Annotated in this window: 18 protein-coding genes and 1 tRNA gene; 11 read left to right on the forward strand and 8 right to left on the reverse strand. The window is 53.8% G+C overall.

The features are described from left to right. Positions 1-64 precede the first annotated feature (64 nt). Both G163CM_RS09145 and G163CM_RS09150 read right to left on the reverse strand, forming a co-directional pair. Positions 65-152, reverse strand: a tRNA-Ser gene (locus G163CM_RS09145). Between the two features lie 144 nt (positions 153-296). Further along, positions 297-1,919 carry an ABC transporter substrate-binding protein gene (locus tag G163CM_RS09150; RefSeq protein WP_231827796.1) on the reverse strand — a complete coding sequence of 541 codons (1,623 nt, stop codon included), beginning with the start codon at positions 1,917-1,919 and terminating at the stop codon, positions 297-299. A 201-nt stretch (positions 1,920-2,120) separates the two neighbouring features. Between G163CM_RS09150 and yccA the strand changes: the two genes are divergently transcribed. Beyond that, a complete protein-coding gene (gene yccA / locus G163CM_RS09155) occupies positions 2,121-2,780 on the forward strand; it encodes an FtsH protease modulator YccA (protein ID WP_015965039.1) in 660 nt (219 codons plus the stop codon). Positions 2,781-2,869: 89 nt separating this feature from the next. Continuing rightward, the gene (gene tusE / locus G163CM_RS09160; protein ID WP_015965040.1) at positions 2,870-3,199 is read left to right on the forward strand and encodes a sulfurtransferase TusE; all 330 of its coding nucleotides are present in this window, start codon (positions 2,870-2,872) and stop codon (positions 3,197-3,199) included. Here tusE and yccX read toward each other — a convergent pair. After that, entirely contained in the window at positions 3,196-3,477 is a 282-nt protein-coding gene (yccX, locus tag G163CM_RS09165) for an acylphosphatase (RefSeq protein WP_231827797.1), read from the reverse strand. The genes tusE and yccX overlap by 4 nt on opposite strands. A 156-nt stretch (positions 3,478-3,633) precedes the next feature. Here yccX and rlmI point away from each other — a divergent pair, with 156 nt between their 5' ends. Then, the gene (rlmI, locus tag G163CM_RS09170) at positions 3,634-4,824 is read left to right on the forward strand and encodes a 23S rRNA (cytosine(1962)-C(5))-methyltransferase RlmI (RefSeq protein ID WP_231827798.1); all 1,191 of its coding nucleotides are present in this window, start codon (positions 3,634-3,636) and stop codon (positions 4,822-4,824) included. Positions 4,825-4,884: 60 nt separating this feature from the next. After that, the gene (hspQ, locus tag G163CM_RS09175) at positions 4,885-5,202 is read left to right on the forward strand and encodes a heat shock protein HspQ (protein WP_015965043.1); all 318 of its coding nucleotides are present in this window, start codon (positions 4,885-4,887) and stop codon (positions 5,200-5,202) included. Positions 5,203-5,268: 66 nt separating this feature from the next. Here the strand turns inward: hspQ and G163CM_RS09180 are convergent, their stop codons facing one another. Then, the gene (locus G163CM_RS09180; protein WP_231827799.1) at positions 5,269-6,162 is read right to left on the reverse strand and encodes a LysR family transcriptional regulator; all 894 of its coding nucleotides are present in this window, start codon (positions 6,160-6,162) and stop codon (positions 5,269-5,271) included. Between the two features lie 137 nt (positions 6,163-6,299). Between G163CM_RS09180 and G163CM_RS09185 the strand changes: the two genes are divergently transcribed. Then, a complete protein-coding gene (locus G163CM_RS09185) occupies positions 6,300-7,277 on the forward strand; it encodes an NAD(P)H-dependent flavin oxidoreductase (RefSeq protein ID WP_231827800.1) in 978 nt (325 codons plus the stop codon). Positions 7,278-7,336: 59 nt separating this feature from the next. Here the strand turns inward: G163CM_RS09185 and G163CM_RS09190 are convergent, their stop codons facing one another. After that, on the reverse strand, positions 7,337-7,750 hold the full coding sequence (locus G163CM_RS09190) for a CoA-binding protein (RefSeq protein ID WP_015965046.1): 414 nt from the start codon (positions 7,748-7,750) through the stop codon (positions 7,337-7,339). Between the two features lie 168 nt (positions 7,751-7,918). On the opposite strand from G163CM_RS09190, the gene mgsA reads away from it, so the two are divergent. After that, complete coding sequence (mgsA, locus tag G163CM_RS09195; RefSeq protein WP_015965047.1) at positions 7,919-8,377, forward strand: methylglyoxal synthase; 459 nt, start codon at positions 7,919-7,921, stop codon at positions 8,375-8,377. Positions 8,378-8,411: 34 nt separating this feature from the next. Here mgsA and helD read toward each other — a convergent pair whose 3' ends face one another. Continuing rightward, positions 8,412-10,466 carry a DNA helicase IV gene (helD, locus tag G163CM_RS09200; protein ID WP_231827801.1) on the reverse strand — a complete coding sequence of 685 codons (2,055 nt, stop codon included), beginning with the start codon at positions 10,464-10,466 and terminating at the stop codon, positions 8,412-8,414. A 120-nt stretch (positions 10,467-10,586) separates the two neighbouring features. Between helD and G163CM_RS09205 the strand changes: the two genes are divergently transcribed. After that, complete coding sequence (locus G163CM_RS09205) at positions 10,587-11,033, forward strand: YccF domain-containing protein (RefSeq protein WP_231827802.1); 447 nt, start codon at positions 10,587-10,589, stop codon at positions 11,031-11,033. A gap of 18 nt (positions 11,034-11,051) precedes the next feature. Then, a complete protein-coding gene (gene yccS / locus G163CM_RS09210) occupies positions 11,052-13,178 on the forward strand; it encodes a YccS family putative transporter (protein WP_015965050.1) in 2,127 nt (708 codons plus the stop codon). Here yccS and G163CM_RS09215 read toward each other — a convergent pair. Beyond that, positions 13,175-13,798 (reverse strand): TfoX/Sxy family DNA transformation protein, encoded by a 624-nt coding sequence (locus G163CM_RS09215; protein ID WP_231827803.1) that lies wholly within the window; start codon positions 13,796-13,798, stop codon positions 13,175-13,177. The genes yccS and G163CM_RS09215 overlap by 4 nt on opposite strands. Before the next feature lie 208 nt (positions 13,799-14,006). Between G163CM_RS09215 and sulA the strand changes: the two genes are divergently transcribed. Both sulA and ompA read left to right on the forward strand, forming a co-directional pair. Then, a complete protein-coding gene (gene sulA / locus G163CM_RS09220; protein ID WP_231827804.1) occupies positions 14,007-14,516 on the forward strand; it encodes an SOS-induced cell division inhibitor SulA in 510 nt (169 codons plus the stop codon). Between the two features lie 351 nt (positions 14,517-14,867). After that, on the forward strand, positions 14,868-15,917 hold the full coding sequence (gene ompA / locus G163CM_RS09225) for a porin OmpA (protein WP_231827805.1): 1,050 nt from the start codon (positions 14,868-14,870) through the stop codon (positions 15,915-15,917). Between the two features lie 68 nt (positions 15,918-15,985). Here ompA and matP read toward each other — a convergent pair whose 3' ends face one another. Next, a complete protein-coding gene (gene matP, locus G163CM_RS09230; RefSeq protein WP_015965054.1) occupies positions 15,986-16,438 on the reverse strand; it encodes a macrodomain Ter protein MatP in 453 nt (150 codons plus the stop codon). Between the two features lie 183 nt (positions 16,439-16,621). On the opposite strand from matP, the gene G163CM_RS09235 reads away from it, so the two are divergent. Beyond that, complete coding sequence (locus G163CM_RS09235; protein WP_231827806.1) at positions 16,622-18,385, forward strand: AAA family ATPase; 1,764 nt, start codon at positions 16,622-16,624, stop codon at positions 18,383-18,385. Positions 18,386-18,419: the final 34 nt, after the last annotated feature.

The following is an 18,419-nucleotide window of genomic DNA, read 5'->3' on the forward strand; positions in this document are numbered from 1 at the left end:
TGGCATACTGACGATTTCAGAAAAGCAAAAACCCCAGACAATTTCTTGTCTGGGGTTTCGTATTTGGCGGAAGCGTAGAGATTCGAACTCTAGAACCCTTTCGGGTCGCCGGTTTTCAAGACCGGTGCCTTCAACCGCTCGGCCACGCTTCCAATGAGGCGCACTATAAACATCCCGCCCCGACCTGTAAAGCCCCATTTTGATCGTTTGCCTGAAAAACAGTCAAAAACGTGTTATTCGTCTGAATTTGCAACAAAATGGCGAGTTTTTCGACACTTACGGCGCATTCATTTCATCTAATGCTTCTTGATGTACATATCTTTTGTGAAGTAAAAACCTAGTCTGTCGGGCGTAAAGCCGCCCACCCACGGCTTCACCAGGTGCGCGCGTACATAGTGGTACACCGGAATAGAGGGCACATCCTGCGCTAACAGATCTTCGGCCTGCTGATAAAAACGTCCACGCGCAGCGATATCAGGCGCTTTCGCCGCATTCATCAGCGCTTCATCGTAGGCCGGATTGCTATAGCGGCTGGTATTACTGCTGTCGCCGGTGCGGAAGTTGTTGAGGAAGGTGGTGGCATCGTCATAATCGGCAATCCAGGCGTAGCGCACAGCGTCAAAATTACCGGTGCGTTTCGCGTCGAGCATCGTTTTCCACTCCTGATTTTGCAGTTTGGCCTCAACGCCAAGATTTTTCTTCCACATCGATGCGGCGGCAATGGCGATGCGCTGATGCGATTCAGAAGTGTTATAGAGCAGATTAAAGCTCAGCGGGTGATCGTCGCCAAAACCGGCTTCCGCCAGCAACTTTTTAGCTTCGGCAATTCGTTTCTCGCGCGGCCAGCTGGCGTAGTCCGGATTTTTTAGCGTGATACCGCCTATCTCCGGCTGACTCACCAGCCAGGCCGGGCGTTGCCCCTGCCCTAATACTTTCCCGGCAATAATGTCTTTATCCAGCGCCATATTCAGCGCGCGGCGCACGCGGGCGTCGTTGAAGGGGGGGCGCGTGGTGTTGAGCTCGTAGTAATAGGTCGCCAGATGGGGAGAGACATCAAGCTGCTCCGGCATTGTTTTCTTCAGCAGCGCAAACTGGTTAATCGGCACCGTTGAGGTGATGTCGATTTCTCCCGCCCGATAGCGGTTCACATCTGCGGCTTCCGATGAGATGGGCAGATACGTGACCTGATTGATCACCGTGTGGGCGTCATCCCAGTAGCGTGGATTGCGTTTACCGACGATACGCTCGTTGACTACCCATTTGGACAACGTATAGGGCCCGCTGCTGACAAAGTGTTCAGGCTTAGTCCATTTTTCAGCAAAGCGCGTGATCAGCGTCTTATCCAGCGCCACCAGCGACGGGTGCGCCAGCATCGGTAAAAAAGCGGCGGTAGGCTGCGTGAGCGTAATTTCCAGCGTTTTATCATCAAGCGCTTTAACGCCCAGCGTATCCGGCGCTTTTTTCCCTTCGGCGATATCAGCAGCATTGACGATATTCATATTTCCCAGATAGCTGGCGTAAGGTGACGCCGTTTTCGGGTCAACCAGCCGCTGCCAGCTCCAGACGACATCCTGCGCGGTTATCGGTGTGCCATCGGACCAGGTAATGCCCTCGCGCAGATGGAATACCCAGTTACCTTTGTTTTCCCACGATGCCGCCAGCCGGGGTTCAATCGTGCCATCTGGCCTCACCGCCACCAGCCCGTCGAACATGTCGCTGATGATATTAAATTCAACGTCACTTTCCACTTTATGCGGGTCGAGCGAGGCGGGCTCGCTGCCGTTGTTTCTGACCAGCTCCTGTTTATCCGCAAGAATCGTGCCTTCCGGGACGTTCGCCGCATTGACAGCGGTAGTGAAGAACGCCAGCCCTGTCGCCAGCATAATGGAAGTAATACGGTTGTGATGATGTGGTTTCATTTCCCTTGCCTTTATTTTAGTTGTCGAGACACCCTCTTCACTCTTAGCGCTGGTATCAAAATAAGGCAATGGTTTTCAGTCACCTATAAGAGGTTGATCTCGCTCTTTGCGCTGAGTAAAGATGGGTAAAAGCATTAGGGGATATGCAGGACATTTCTTATGCTGTTTCACTATTAATATCCATCATAAAGAGAGTGAATCATGGATCGCATAATTACCTCATCGCGTGACCGCTCGTCCCTGCTGAGCACGCATAAAGTTCTGCGTAATACCTATTTCCTGCTGAGCCTGACGCTGGCGTTTTCGGCGATCACCGCAACCGCAAGCACCGTGCTGATGCTGCCGTCTCCGGGGCTGATTCTGACGCTGGTCGGCATGTACGGCCTGATGTTCCTGACCTATAAAACCGCGAACAAACCGACCGGGATTATCTCCGCGTTCGCCTTCACCGGCTTCCTCGGTTATATCCTGGGGCCAATCCTCAACGCCTACCTTTCTGCCGGTATGGGCGACGTGATTGGTATGGCGCTGGGCGGTACCGCACTGGTGTTCTTCTGCTGCTCGGCCTACGTGCTGACCACCCGCAAAGACATGTCCTTCCTCGGCGGTATGCTGATGGCAGGTATTGTGGTGGTGCTGATTGGTATGGTGGCGAACATCTTCCTGCAACTGCCGGCTCTGCATCTGGCGATCAGCGCAGTGTTCATTCTGATCTCTTCAGGCGCGATTCTGTATGAAACCAGCAACATCATTCACGGCGGAGAAACCAACTACATCCGCGCAACCGTGAGCCTGTATGTGTCGCTGTACAACATCTTTATCAGTCTGCTGAGCATTCTGGGCTTCGCCAGCCGCGATTAATAACGCAAACTGAACCTCACAAGGCCTCGCTTATGCGGGGTCTTTTTTTTTGCTACACTGCCCACCGTTTGTATGACGTGTGAAAAATTATGTTGATCTACGAAGACAAAGAAATTGAGACCGATAACGACGGTTATCTGAAAGACTCCACCCTGTGGAGCGAAGGCATGGCGGTTGCCATTGCCGCGAATGAAGGCATTGAACTGAGCCCGGAGCACTGGGAAGTGGTGCGTTTTGTCCGCGAGTTTTATCTGGAGTTTAACACCTCCCCCGCTATCCGCATGCTGGTGAAGGCGATGGCCAATAAGTTTGGCGAAGAGAAAGGCAACAGCCGCTACCTTTACCGTTTATTCCCGAAAGGCCCGGCTAAGCAGGCGACGAAAATTGCCGGCCTGCCTAAACCGGTAAAATGCATTTAATAGCGAATGCTGAAGCCATCCCACGCTTTCTGGGGTTGATGCGGTTCGGCCAGAACCCGGTCAACTCTGGCGCTGCGTGGGCCTCCGGCTTTTAGCCACGCCAGCAACGTTTCAACCTGCTCCTTTTCGCCGCAGGCAACCACTTCCACGCTGCCGTCGTCCAGATTACGGGCGTAGCCCTTAAGCCCTAACCGTAGCGCTTCTCGCTGAGTGCTGTAGCGAAACCCTACGCCCTGAACCATGCCATAGACCCACGCAATGGTGCACACTGATGCCATTTTGCCTCCCGTCGCTATCCCTTAAGTTCCGTTAAGTATGACATTTTCCAGACGTTTTACCGAACGCGGGGCCGCAATATTGCCATGTTCATTGCAATTGGACGGCGAAGTCGGGAAAATGCAGCCCTTCCCATCGAATAGCCAGAATAATTATCTATGAGCGTACGTTTAGTGTTAGCCAAAGGGCGTGAGAAATCCTTACTCCGCCGTCATCCCTGGGTCTTTTCCGGGGCCGTTGCCCGTATGGAAGGCAAAGCCAACCTCGGTGAAACCATTGATATCGTTGATCACAAAGGGAAATGGTTAGCCCGCGGGGCTTACTCGCCGGAATCGCAAATCCGCGCGCGCGTCTGGACGTTCGATGCCGATGAAACCATTGATATCGCCTTTTTTGTCCGTCGCCTGCAACAAGCGCAGCAGTGGCGCGACTGGCTGGCACAGAAGGATGGCCTCGATAGCTATCGTCTGATTGCCGGTGAATCTGACGGGCTGCCGGGCGTAACGATCGACCGCTTTGGCAACTTCCTCGTCCTGCAACTGTTGAGCGCCGGGGCGGAATATCAGCGCGCGGCGTTAATCAGCGCGCTGCAAACGCTGTACCCGGAATGCCCGATTTATGATCGTAGCGACGTTGCCGTACGTAAGAAAGAAGGTATGGAACTGACGCAAGGCCCGGTTACCGGTGAACTGCCGCCTGCCCTGCTGCCAATTGAGGAACACGGTATGAAGCTGCTGGTGGATATCCAGCACGGTCATAAAACCGGTTACTACCTCGACCAGCGAGACAGCCGTCTGGCGACGCGCCGCTACGTGGCCGACAAACGCGTCCTCAATTGCTTCTCCTATACCGGCGGTTTCGCGGTTTCTGCGCTGATGGGCGGTTGCCGTCAGGTCACCAGCGTCGATACGTCGCAGGAAGCGCTGGATATCGCAAAACAGAACGTCGAGCTGAACAAGCTGGACCTCAGCAAAGCGGAGTTCGTCCGTGACGACGTGTTCAAACTGCTGCGCAAATACCGCGATCAGGGCGAGAAATTCGACGTTATCGTGATGGATCCGCCGAAATTTGTTGAGAACAAAAGCCAACTTCAGGGCGCCTGCCGTGGCTATAAAGATATCAACATGCTCGCTATCCAACTGCTGAATCCGGGTGGTGTGCTCCTGACCTTCTCCTGCTCCGGGCTGATGACAACAGATTTATTCCAGAAAATCATCGCTGATGCCGCAATAGATGCCGGTCGTGATGTACAATTTATAGAGCAGTTCCGTCAGGCGGCCGATCACCCGGTGATCGCCACTTATCCCGAAGGGCTGTATTTGAAAGGGTTTGCCTGTCGCGTCATGTAACTTGAAAAGCGAAACAACGGCCTCATATTGTATGGAGTTAATGTTTCCCGGGAGGTGACTATGATTGCCAGCAAATTCGGTATCGGCCAACAGGTCCGTCATTCCTTATTAGGGTATCTGGGCGTGATTGTCGATATCGACCCGGAATACTCACTTGATGAACCAGAGCCCGATGAACTGGCGGCAAACGATGAACTTCGGATGCTGCCGTGGTATCACGTGGTCATGGAAGATGAAGACGGCCAGCCGGTTCACACCTATCTGGCTGAAGCGCAACTGAGCGGTGAAGTGCGTGAAGATCATCCGGAACAACCTTCGATGGATGAGCTGGCGCGTACAATTCGCCAGCAGCTTCAGGCGCCGCGACTGCGTAACTAACCCCCCGCTCCACACCGTAATCACACCGTTCACATACGTGAACGGTGTTTTTTTACATTAATTCGCTCATAACGCCTTCAACACGGTTTCCAGCCATTGTGCAAATACTCTCACCTTCTGCGGCAGATGCCGATGCGGGTAGATAAGCGATAACTTACGCGATGGGCAGGGAAAATTCGGCAGTACCTCAACCAACTGCCCGCTATCGATATAGGGCTGTAAGAAGAAATTCATCCCCTGCAACAATCCAAGCCCGGAAAGACCCGCCGAAATATAGACCTCGGCATTATCCAGAATCAATCGCCCCGGCAGAACGCGTTCTTCGACGCCCTGAGACGTCGTAAAGTGCCAGGGCACGATCTCGCGATTATTGCTGACAATCCAGTTTATGGCCTGATGATGACGCAGATCGTCAAGCGTCTGCGGCGTGCCGTGCCGGGCAAGATACTCAGGGCTGGCGCAGGTCATTCTCTTCACCTCGCCCATCGGGCGCGCCATATAGTCACCGTCATCAAGCCTGCCGACACGCAGCATGCAGTCCAGCCCCTCGCGCAGCATGTCGCGCCGTACATCGCTGCCGGTGAGGATAATCTCAAGGTCAGGGTGTTCGGCATAAAACTCAGCGAGCCGGGGAACCACCAACTGACGCGCAAAGGCAACCGGCATATCGACACGCAGCTGCCCGTGTAAGGGGCGGTCCGGCGCAAATGACGCCAGCAGTTCATCAGCCTGATACAACAAAGGTTTGCTACGGCGGTAAAACTCTTCGCCTTCCGACGTTAACGCGATGCGCCGCGTAGTGCGCTGAAGTAAGCGGACGCCACATTGCGTTTCCAGTTGCTGCACCGCTTTGGTGACCGCCGGACGATGCAGCTCCAGGTTTTCCGCCGCTTGTGTAAAGCTTCCGGCGTCGACTATCTCCATAAAAATCTTAATATTTTCAAATAAATTCAATTGCATATGCGATGACCATAGCCAGTTTCTATTGTTACTAATTTAATAACAGTGAAGAACTTTTTTCACTATTTTTATGAACAATAAATCGCTATACACTCCCTCCCACACCAGAAATGAGTTCGTGACGAGGAAATAAGATCATGAAAACGAATCGTATCTGCCAGATTCTAGGCATTGAAAAACCGGTTATTCAGGGCCCACTCTCGTGGTTAACCGATGCGCGTTTGGTTGCCGCCGTAAGCAACGCAGGCGGGCTGGGGGTTTTGGGGCCAAACGCAGGTCTTACCGCTGAAACGGCGGTCTCTACCCCGCAAGAAACCGCCGAGAAAATGCGCGAAGAGATCCGCAAAACCAAGCTATTAACCGAAAAGCCGTTTGCCGTGAATCTTATTCCTTCGCCGCAAAATGACATCTGGACGCCGGGCATCTTGCAGGTTGTCAAAGAAGAAGCGGTGAAAGCCGTGGTCTATACCGGCTATGGTGAAGGCGCGATTATTCCTGCGCTGTTTGCTGAGCTAAAAGCCGCCGGCGTTGCCATTATCTATCGTGATATCAACCCCACGCCCGCCAACAGCCGTGAAGCCGAACGTGCTGGCGCGGATATCATCGTAGCGACCGGTTTTGACGAAGGCGGAACCCTGCCTGCCACCGCGTTGGGCACCTTCTCCATCGTTCCGATGATCGTTGATGCCGTTGAGAACGTACCCGTTCTTGCAGCAGGAGGGATCGTCGATAAACGTACGGCCAGAGCCGCCCATGCACTGGGCGCGGAAGGCGTCTTCGCGGGTTCAGTATTTATCAGCACGCTGGAAAACCGCGTACCGCAATCGATTAAAGAGAAAATTGTCGCGGCGAACGGGCTGGATTTAAGTCTGTTCCGTACCCTGCCGGACTACTACCGTTCTCTGCCGGGGAAACTGACCGAGAAACTGGTCGCTATGGACAAGTCCGGGGCCAGTAAAGAGGAAATTGGCCACGCGATGGGCGGGCTTCGTGGCTTGCGGTTAGGCATGCTGGAAGGCAATACCGATGAAGGTTATATCTCTTTGGGAACCGGGATTGGCGGCATTAAAACCGTTGTTAGCGTCGCCGATGTCGTGGACGCCCTGACCGTTTAACGGCGTTCTGTACGCAGGAAAATCAGAGACCGCCCGTGTGATCCACCGGGCGGAATCAATTATTTCGCCAGCCCCAGACGCGGGATTTCTATCGCCGGACAGCGATCCATCACCACGCTCAGCCCTGCATTGCGCGCCAGCACGGCCGCCTGTTCGTTAATCACACCCAGCTGTAACCACAGTACTTTTGCCCCTATGGCTACCGCTTCCTGCGCCACGCCCCAGGCCGCTTCTGAGTTACGGAAAACATCAACCATGTCGATTTTTTCCGGCACGTCCGCAAGCGTTGCATAGCCCTTCTGACCCAGCAGTTCTTTACCCGCCACTTTTGGCGAGACCGGTATCACGTGGTAACCCTGATCCAGCAAATATTTCATCACCCGATAGCTTGGGCGATCCGGTTTATCACTTGCGCCAACCAACGCAATGGTGCGCGTGGTGTTCAAAATGTCTGCAATATCACTTTCAGTCATCATTATCCTCCTGGCCTTTGCGCTAAGTGTACGTCAATCCGCCCAGGCCAGCCATAAACGTACACACTGCCGCCAATTTCGCCACTCATCATATTTTTTACCCTTAAAGCTTGCAGCAGTATTCGCATCCAGTAATCTGTCTGCATTTATTGATCAGGATATTACGCTATGGAACTCACCACTCGCACGCTGCCTGCGCGCAAACACATTGCGCTGGTTGCCCACGACCACTGCAAAGATATGCTTATGAAATGGGTCGATCGCCACAAAGCCGTGCTGGCACAGCACGCGTTGTCGGCGACCGGCACGACCGGAAACCTGGTGGCGCGCGCCACGGGTCTGGATGTGAATGCGCTGTTGAGCGGCCCGATGGGCGGCGATCAGCAGGTTGGCGCGCTGATCTCTGAAGGGAAAATTGATGTACTGATTTTCTTCTGGGACCCGCTGAACGCCGTGCCGCACGATCCGGACGTCAAAGCGCTGCTGCGCCTGGCGACCGTCTGGAACATTCCGGTGGCCACCAACGCCTCAACGGCAGATCTCATTATTCAGTCGCCGCATTTCAGCGACCCGGTGGATATTTTGATTCCGGATTATCAGCGTTATCTGGCAGATCGTCTTAAATAATTGATCAACCCGGCTATCACGCCGGGTTTCTTTTTCACGGTTTGCGCGCCACCGGTACATCCAGCTGTTTAAGAATGTCGACAAACGGCGATGGATTCTCTTTGTTGAACATCAACCACACGCGGTGTCGGGCGCGGGTCATCGCTACATACAACAGACGGCGTTCTTCGGCGTCGATAAAATCCTCCGGCTCCGGCAGCAACGCTTGTTCCATGATTGATTCCCGCGCGGGTGCCGGGAAACCATCCTGCCCTTCCTGCAAACCCAGCACAATCACGTAATCCGCCTGCTGACCCTTACTGGCATGCACGGTCATAAAATCGATATTCAGCTTCGGCCAACGGGTGGCGGCTTTTTCCAGTGCGGCCGGTTTCAGATGGTGATAACGCGCCAGCACCAGAATGCGCTGCTCCGCCGTGACGTAACCGCTTAGCTTGTCAAACAGCGCATCAAGCTGATCGTCCGGCAACAGGGTAACCGCCTTTTTATCACCGGCCGTCAGGCTGTTTAATGGCTTATGCAGCTGGTGCGGGTTTTGTTGAATAAAACGGTTGGCTATCTGACCGATGCGACCGTTGAAGCGATAGGTGGTATCCAGCGCGCAGTTATCGCCCTCGCCGAAATAGTGCGTAAAGGCCGTCGTAAGCGACAACTGTGCACCGCTGAAGCGATAAATTGCCTGCCAGTCATCCCCCACGGCAAATAGCGTGGTTTGTGAATTCTGCTTACGCAGCGCTGCCAGCAAGGCCGCGCGCTGTGGGGAGATATCCTGAAACTCATCGACCAGAATGTGTTTCCAGGGGCTGACAAAGCGCCCTTTTTCCAGCACGTTAATCGCCTGGTGAATCAGCCCGGAGAAGTCCACCGCGTTCTCTTCTTTTAGCGCGGTTTTCCACGCTTTCAGCAGCGGGGCCATCAGCTTAACGCGCTTGCCGAACAGTTCACGAACCTCTTCCGGCGCGTTGTCGATCATCTCAGCCTGGGTACCGCCATGCATACGCATCAGGCTCACCCAGCGATCCAGTCGGCTGCCCATCCGTTTGAGGATCTTCGCATCATTCCAGAAATTGTCTTCGCCAACCTCCCAGCCCATCTCTTCCTGTAACCATAAGCGCCAGCCCTTGGCCTGGGCTTTTTTCTCTTTACACTGCTGCTGCCAGCAGTCGGTGAAAAGTTTGTAGCGGGCGGCGGTGTCATTTTCCAGTTTGCTGACCACCGGCACTTTTTTACTGCCCTGCTGAATGATGTGCAACGCCAGGGAATGGAAGGTTCGCGCGGATATCGCATCCGTGTGCAGACGCTCCTGTATACGCTCATCCATCTCCTGCGCCGCTTTGCGCCCAAACGCCAGCAGTAAGATTTGCTCTGCCGCCGCTTCGCCGCGTGTCATCAGCCAGCCTGCGCGCGCCACCAGCACCGACGTTTTACCGCTACCTGCGCCCGCCAGCACCAGCAGTGAGCGTTCACCGTTCACCACCGCACGCGCCTGCGAATCGTTAAGCGGTGAGGATTCAACCTGTTCGAAGAAATCGGCGTACTGTTCCAGCATCGAGTCGGTATAGCGCTGATTATGCGCCTGACGGCTGGCTTCCACATCGTTGAGCCAGGCCTGACACTGCTGCCACGCCTCGCGACAGTTGTCGAAGCTATCGAGGCGACTCACCGGTACCGGCAAACCTTCCAGCGCATGCAAAATCCGTTGACGGATAGTCGCAGTCTGCTGGCGGGTAAGCCATTTCCCGACGTCGTTATTGTCAGCAATCTCTGCCAGCAGTTGCTGTAACACATCGGCGGAAATGTCGCTCATCTCCTGGCTCCATGCCTGCCATCGGGTGATTAAGTGACGATGAAAACGTTGGGTTTCGCCCCACTCTGTACCGTGCAGACGGACAACTTTATCTTCGGGCAGGACAAATTCCAGCTCGCCCCATACCAGCCCGCGCTTGCAGTTAATCGACAACAACTGATTGAAAGGAATGAGATATTCATGCTGTTCGCCCGATACCTTAACCCCCGCGTTGAGAAGCTCAACCCGATCGTAAGGATGCTGCGCCATGCGCTTGCCCAACGTTGTCGCTCTTAATTCCATCTTCGCCAAATCCTGACTTTTTCGATATCACACAGTGTAACCGCCAGAGAATAGGTGCTCCAGCGCAAAAAAACGTTACAATTACCCGGACTTATTATTCGCAGGCCGCACAGAGGATTTATGCGTACCGTTCTGAATATTTTAAATTTTGTATTAGGTGGTTTTGCCACAACCCTGGGTTGGCTGGTAGCAACATTCTTCAGCATCGTTTTTATTATCACTCTGCCGCTCACCCGTTCCTGCTGGGAGATAACCAAACTGTCGCTGCTCCCTTACGGCAACGAAGCGGTGCATGTTGATGAACTGGAGCCGCAGTCAAAAAACAGCGTGCTGAATGCGGGAGGCACCGTGCTCAATATTGTCTGGCTGGTGCTGTTTGGCTGGTGGCTGTGCCTGTCGCATATCGCGGTAGGTATTACACAATGCATCAGCATCATCGGGATCCCGGTGGGTATCGCCAACTTTAAAATCGCGGCGATTGCGCTGTGGCCGGTTGGCCGTCGCGTGGTACCGGTTGAAGTGGCTCGCGCCGCGCGTGAAGCCAATGCGCGTCGTCGCTTCCAGTAATCGGGGCTGAATCTCTTTATGTTAAGTCCCCTGCTACGCCGCTATACATGGAACAGCGCATGGCTTTATAACGTCAGGATTTTTATCGCCCTGTGTGGCACCACGGCGCTGCCGTGGTGGCTCGGTGATTCAAAACTGACTATTCCTTTAACCCTCGGCGTCGTTGCGGCGGCGCTGACCGACCTTGACGATCGTTTAGCCGGACGTCTGCGTAATCTGGTGATTACGCTTATCTGCTTCTTTATTGCTTCCGCTTCCGTCGAGTTGCTCTTCCCCTGGCCGTGGCTGTTTGCGCTGGGGCTGACGGTGTCGACCACCGGGTTTATTCTGTTAGGTTGCCTGGGGCAACGCTACGCGACGATAGCCTTTGGCGCGCTGCTGATTGCCATCTATACCATGCTGGGCGTTTCCCTCTATTCCCAGTGGTATCAGCAACCGATGCTGCTGATTGCCGGCGCGGTCTGGTATAACTTGCTGACGCTTACCGGGCATCTGATTTTCCCGATCCGCCCATTGCAGGATAATATCGCTCGAAGCTATGAACAGCTGGCTCATTATCTGGAACTGAAATCACGTCTGTTCGACCCGGACATTGAAGACGAAAACCAGGCCCCGCTGTATGAACTGGCGCTGGCAAACGGCAAGCTGATGGCGACGCTCAACCAGACCAAAACCTCGTTGCTGACGCGCCTGCGCGGCGACCGTGGCCAGCGCGGGACGCGTCGCACACTGCACTACTATTTTGTGGCGCAGGATATCCACGAGCGGGCCAGTTCCTCGCATATCCAGTATCAGACGTTGCGCGATAACTTCCGCTACAGCGATGTGATGTTCCGCTTCCAGCGTCTGCTGTCTATGCAGGCGCAGGCTTGCCAGCAGCTGTCGAAAGCGATTCTGCTGCGTACGCCTTACCAGCATGACAGCCGCTTTGAGCGGGCGTTTACCCATCTGGATGCCGCGTTAGATCGCGTTCGGGCAAGCGGCGCATCGCCAGAACAGATGAAAGCGTTGGGTTTTCTGCTTAACAACCTGCGGGCCATTGACGCGCAACTGGCAACCATTGAATCCGAACAGGCGCAAGAGCAGGCAAAAAGCGAAACGGAGACCCTGCTCGCCGATGACGGCCTGCACGGCTTCAGCGATATTCGCCTGCGTTTGAGCATGAATATGTCCCCTGAGTCCGCCCTGTTCCGTCATGCCGTAAGGATGTCGCTGGTGCTTTGCGCCGGATATGCATTTATTCAGCTTACCGGCCTGAACCACGGTTACTGGATTTTGCTCACCAGTCTGTTTGTCTGCCAGCCAAACTACAACGCCACGCGCCACCGTCTGGCGCTGCGTATTATCGGTACGCTGGTCGGTGTGGCGTTAGGTATCCCTGTTCTGCTGCTGGTGCCGTCCCTGGAAGGACAACTGGCGCTGATTGTGATAACCGGGGTGCTGTTCTTCGCTTTCCGTAATGTGCAATATGCCCATGCCACCATGTTCATTACCCTGCTGGTATTGTTGTGCTTCAACCTGCTGGGCGAAGGCTTTGAGGTGGCGTTACCGCGCGTTATCGACACGCTGATAGGGTGTGGTATCGCCTGGTTCGCCGTCAGTTTTATCTGGCCGGACTGGAAGTTCCGCGACCTCCCGCGGGTGCTGGCGCGCGCGGTGGATGCCAACTGCCGCTATCTGGATGCCATCCTCGAACAGTATCATCAGGGCCGCGATAACCGTCTTGCTTATCGCATCGCCCGCCGCGACGCGCATAACCGCGATGCTGAGCTGGCGTCGGTGGTATCAAACATGTCGACGGAACCCAAGGTCACCAATGAGATGCGGGAAACTGCGTTCCGTCTGCTATGCCTGAACCATACGCTCACCAGCTATATCTCCGCGCTGGGCGCACACCGTGAAAAGCTGACTAACCCGGATATTCTGGCGCTGCTGGACGATGCCGTGTGCTATGTCGATGACGCTTTCCATCATCTGCCAACGGATGAAGAACGCGTTCAGGAAGCGCTGACCGGGCTGGCGGAGCGCATCCGCCATCTTGAACCGCGCCCGGACAGTAAAGAGCCGTTGGTTCTGCAACAAATTGGCTTGCTCGTTGCCCTGCTGCCGGAAATCTGCCGTCTGCAGCAACGCGTTCTTGCCTAATCGGTCTGGGCGGGCGTGTGGATACTCAGCGCGCTTGCCCAGTCAATTAACTCATCGCGCCGCCGCAGCGGAACGGCTGCGGCATGAACGCCCGTCAATGCCCCTTCGAGCGATAAAATAAACCCCACGCTCAAATTCTCGCGTAGCCGACGTAATTTCGCCCATGCGTCTTTTGCGCCCAGTCGTTGCAAATCTGCCACATTACATATTCCGGCCTCCGCCATAAGCAGTTCCATATGAAAGGAAAGATTTGGCAGATCCTTTAATCGTTGCGATACCAGACGCCCTTTTTTCTCCCGTTGCGCATCTTTTAACGAATACTTACTTAATCGCAGCAACATTTTTTGGTTCTGCCATAGCGCCTCATCCACGCGGAAATAGTTAAGTTGAAGCGGGCCACCTCGCTTTTTAAGCGTCAGAAGCGGCGTTTTCACTTTGCGTTGATACACCGCTGTATCTTCACAGGCCCGAAGATAAAGTTCCCCTTCTGAGACCATGGCGAAAACGGTGTTGTTAACCGAAAGACTATAACCGCCAAACAGCGAACGGGAGCGCACGACGCCCAGTGGTGCGAGGTATTCCTGGGATTGATAAATCCGTTTATAAGATATTTTTTTCATGATTATCCCTTACTAATCATGCAATTAGGAGCATTAAAGTCGTTAATAGATCCAGTAATGAGCAACATAAGAAACTTACGCCAGCACGGCAAGAATTGCGTGAATTTGATGTGCGATTTTGCGAGTCGCTTTCAGAAAATGAGGTTGATCTTTGGTGACAGGGGTAGTACTGTATATTCATACAGTAACCCACAAGGTTGGATTAGCTATGTATACATCTGGTGTTGTAAATCGTTCTTCCGTCGCGGCAGCGCCTGCGACCCATCGCGCATTCGCGTCTTCTGTACAGGCCTCCCCTGCCCTGGTGAGCGAAGTGGTTTATCGTGAAGATCAGCCCATGATGGCGCAGTTACTGCTGCTACCTTTATTGCAACAACTGGGTCAGCAATCTCGCTGGCAGCTATGGCTCACGCCGCAACAAAAGTTGAGCCGCCAGTGGGTTCAGGCTTCCGGTCTGCCATTGTCCAAGGTCATGCAGCTTCGCCAGATGTCCTCGTACAACATGCTCGACTCCATGGCGCGCGCATTACGTACAGGAAACTATAGTGTGGTTATCGCCTGGGTGGCGGAAGAATTGTCGGAGCAGGAACATGCCCGGTTGATGAGCGCGGCCGAGGAAGGCAATGCCATGGCGTTTATCATGCGCCCGGTTAACTCGTCCTCTCATCCAGCAGGACAACTGAATGGGCTAAAAATTCACTCAAATTTGTATCATTAAAAGAAATTAGGAATTTTCCTGGAATTTTTTTTGCAGTCTCGTTACGGGCATGTTTCAGGAGCTGGAAATCCTGTGAACGCTGGTGTGATGCGGTTCTCAGAATTTTATCTCGCATAAATTCTAGCCGTAAATGTTAAATATTGTGTATACAACCCCTTTTTTTTCATATGCCTGACGGAGTTCACACTTGTAAGTTTCCAACTACGTTGTAGACTTTACATCGCCAGGGGTGATCAGCTTACGCCGCAGAGATCTGCTGAGTAATTAATAAGTCACGCCCCCGGTGAAGGATTTAACCGTGAGTCTTTTAGATTTTCATGGCAAATTTTGGATGATAACGAGGCGCAAAAAATGAAAAAGACAGCTATCGCGATTGCAGTGGCACTGGCTGGTTTCGCTACCGTAGCGCAGGCCGCTCCGAAAGATAACACCTGGTATACTGGTGCTAAACTGGGCTGGTCTCAGTTCCACGATGTCGGCAACAACCAGATCAACAACAACGGTCCGACCCATGAAAGCCAACTGGGCGCTGGTGCCTTCGGTGGTTATCAGGTTAACCCGTACGTTGGTTTCGAAATGGGTTATGACTGGTTAGGTCGTATGCCGTACAAAGGCAGCGAGCAGAACGGTGCTTTCAAAGCTCAGGGCGTTCAGCTGACCGCTAAACTGGGTTACCCAATCACTGACGATCTGGACATCTACACTCGTCTGGGTGGTATGGTTTGGCGTGCAGACGCTAAAAACAACGACGGCTTCAAAGACCACGACACTGGCGTATCCCCAGTATTCGCTGGCGGCGTTGAATACGCGGTTACCCGTGACATCGCTACCCGTCTGGAATACCAGTGGACTAACAACATCGGTGACGCGAACACCGTTGGTGGTCGTCCGGACAACGGCCTGCTGAGCGTAGGTGTTTCCTACCGTTTCGGCCAGCAGGAAGATGCAGCTCCAGTAGTTGCACCGGCTCCGGCTCCGGCTCCAGAAGTACAGACCAAACACTTCACTCTGAAGTCTGACGTTCTGTTCAACTTCAACAAAGCAACGCTGAAACCAGAAGGCCAGCAGGCTCTGGATCAGATGTACAGCCAGCTGAGCAACCTGGATCCGAAAGACGGTTCCGTAGTTGTTCTGGGCTTCACTGACCGCATCGGTTCTGACGCTTACAACCAGGGTCTGTCCGAGAAACGTGCTCAGTCCGTTGTTGATTACCTGATCTCTAAAGGTATTCCTTCTGACAAAATCTCTGCACGTGGCATGGGCGAATCCAACCCGGTTACCGGCAACACCTGTGACAACGTGAAAGCTCGCGCTGCACTGATCGACTGCCTGGCCCCGGATCGTCGCGTAGAGATCGAAGTTAAAGGCATCAAAGACGTTGTAGCTCAGCCGCAGGCTTAAGTTATCGTCTTATGAAAAAACCCCGCAATGCGGGGTTTTTTTTTGGCCTGAAGAAAAGGTTTAAACGATTATTCTTTGCCTAATAGCGCCTGTAAATCCTGCTTCAGGGTGCTCATCTTCGAAGCATATTTCTCTTTGTTTTCCGCGTCTTCAATCAGCTGCACAATGGTTTCTGACAGCGTTTTGCCGCGCCGCTGCGCAAGACCCGCCAGGCGCTGCCAGACGGCGAACTCCAGATCTATCGACTTCTTACGCGTATGCTGATGCTCGGCGTTAAAATGGCGTTTGCGGCGTGCGCGAATCGTCTGCTTCATACGGTTCACCAGGCCGGGATTGATATTCTGCGCAATCCACTCATTCACCTGTACCGGCTCATGCTCAAGTTTCAGCAGGAGATCAACCGCTTCCTGCGCGGCGCTGGTTTCAATGTAACGGGTGATCGGTTCGCCTTCCCGGTGCTTCTTCACCAGGTACTTCCACTTCCACCCGCTCTCAAGATTTTCCAGTTGTTGATATTTCATTGCGATCCCAAGGTGACCGTGTAACTCTTTTCAGGATATCAGTTTTTTGCCAATGTGCTGAGTAGAAATCAGTGAGTGTGAAGACAATGTCGGCGATATCAGAATAACCGCCCTATTCTCCGTGAGCTTCCCTGCGGCATAAGGTATAATCTCGCGCTTTACATCTGACTAAAAATAGCGACTTTGACCATAAATACTCTTTCCCGGCGCGACCTTGCCCCTGCGACTGATGCGTACCAGGCGCTATTTACACTGCCTGAAATCTCGTCAGTTAATGAATCCTTATTCAGCGAGCTGCAGGCTCGTTTGCACTATGCTCTGGAGCAGTTTCTGCACCCTCAGGGCGTCAGCGACTTCTTACTGGTGAAAGCACCAGAAGAAAAAGCGTACCTGCAGCTGCTCAACAACACGACCCACACCTTGCGTGGCGATTCAGCGTCTCGCCTGACCGGCGTGAACTATACCATCGCCGCAGGTCAGGTCAGCGTCTCTCCGGCAACGTCGCCGGACGATAATTTTGCAAGCATCGGCCCGGTCATTTTTGCCGACTGGGTGGAAGCTGAGCAGCTGTTCGGCTGCGTGCGTCAGTTTAATGGCGATATTTCGCTTCAGCCTGGTCTGGTGCACAAAGCCAACGGTGGCGTGCTCATACTCTCTCTGCGCGCATTACTGGCTCAGCCCCTGCTGTGGATGCGTCTAAAATCACAGGTGACCCAGCAGCGTTTTGAGTGGCTATCCTTTGATGAGTCACGTCCGTTGCCCGTCACGATCCCTTCCATGCCGCTGTCGCTGAAAGTGATGCTGGTTGGCGATCGTGACGCGCTGGCCGATTTCCAGGAGATGGAACCTGAACTGGCGGAAAAATCGCTCTACTGCGAATATGAAGACAATCTGCAGCTCACCGATGAAGAGACCATCAAACAGTGGTGTCAGTGGGTTCAGCAGGTCGCGCGTGATGCAGACCTGCCGATGCTCGCGGCCGATGCCTGGCCGCGTCTGATTCAGGAAGGCGCTCGCTACACCGGCGATCAGGAAACGCTGCCGCTTTGTCCGCTGTGGATTAGCCGCCAGTTGCGCGAAACCGCGCCGTTCTGCGAAGGCGAAACCATTGGCGACGAGCAGCTCAAAACGATGCTCGAACAGCGTCAGTGGCGCGAAGGTTATCTGGCCGAGCGTATGCAGGACGAAATCCTGCTTGAGCAGATTCTGATTGAAACAGAAGGTGAATGCGTCGGGCAGATTAACGCTCTGTCGGTGATTGAATTCCCAGGGCACCCGCGCGCCTTTGGTGAACCTTCCCGTATCAGCTGCGTCGTGCACATCGGTGACGGCGAATTCACGGATATCGAACGCAAAGCTGAACTTGGCGGCAATATTCACGCCAAAGGCATGATGATTATGCAGGCGTTTCTGATGTCGGAACTCGAGCTCGATCAGCAGATCCCGTTCTCTGCATCGTTAACCTTTGAACAGTCCTACAGCGAAGTGGATGGCGACAGCGCGTCCATGGCTGAGCTGTGCGCCTTGATTAGCGCCCTCTCCGGCGTGCCGATTAATCAAAGCATCGCTATCACCGGTTCCGTCGATCAGTTTGGGCGCGCGCAGCCGGTTGGCGGTCTGAATGAAAAAATTGAAGGTTTCTTTGCTATCTGTCTGCAACGCGGCTTAAACGGTAAACAGGGCGTAATCATTCCTAACGCCAATGTGCGCCATTTAAGTTTGTCAGCGGAAGTTCAGGAAGCCGTGGAGGCCGGACAATTTTCTATCTGGGCGGTCGATGATGTGACCGAGGCTCTGCCGCTTCTCACCCAACTGAACTGGGATGCTGAAGGGCAGACGACATTGTTGCAAACGATTCAGGAACGTATCGCGCAGGCCTCGCAGCCCGACGCGCGGCATCGTTATCCGTGGCCGCTGCGCTGGCTGGGCTGGTTCAATTCGAACTGATCGGACTTGTTCAGCGTACACGTGTTAGCTATCC

Source organism: Pseudocitrobacter corydidari (assembly GCF_021172065.1).
GTDB classification, from domain to species: Bacteria; Pseudomonadota; Gammaproteobacteria; order Enterobacterales; family Enterobacteriaceae; genus Pseudocitrobacter; species Pseudocitrobacter corydidari.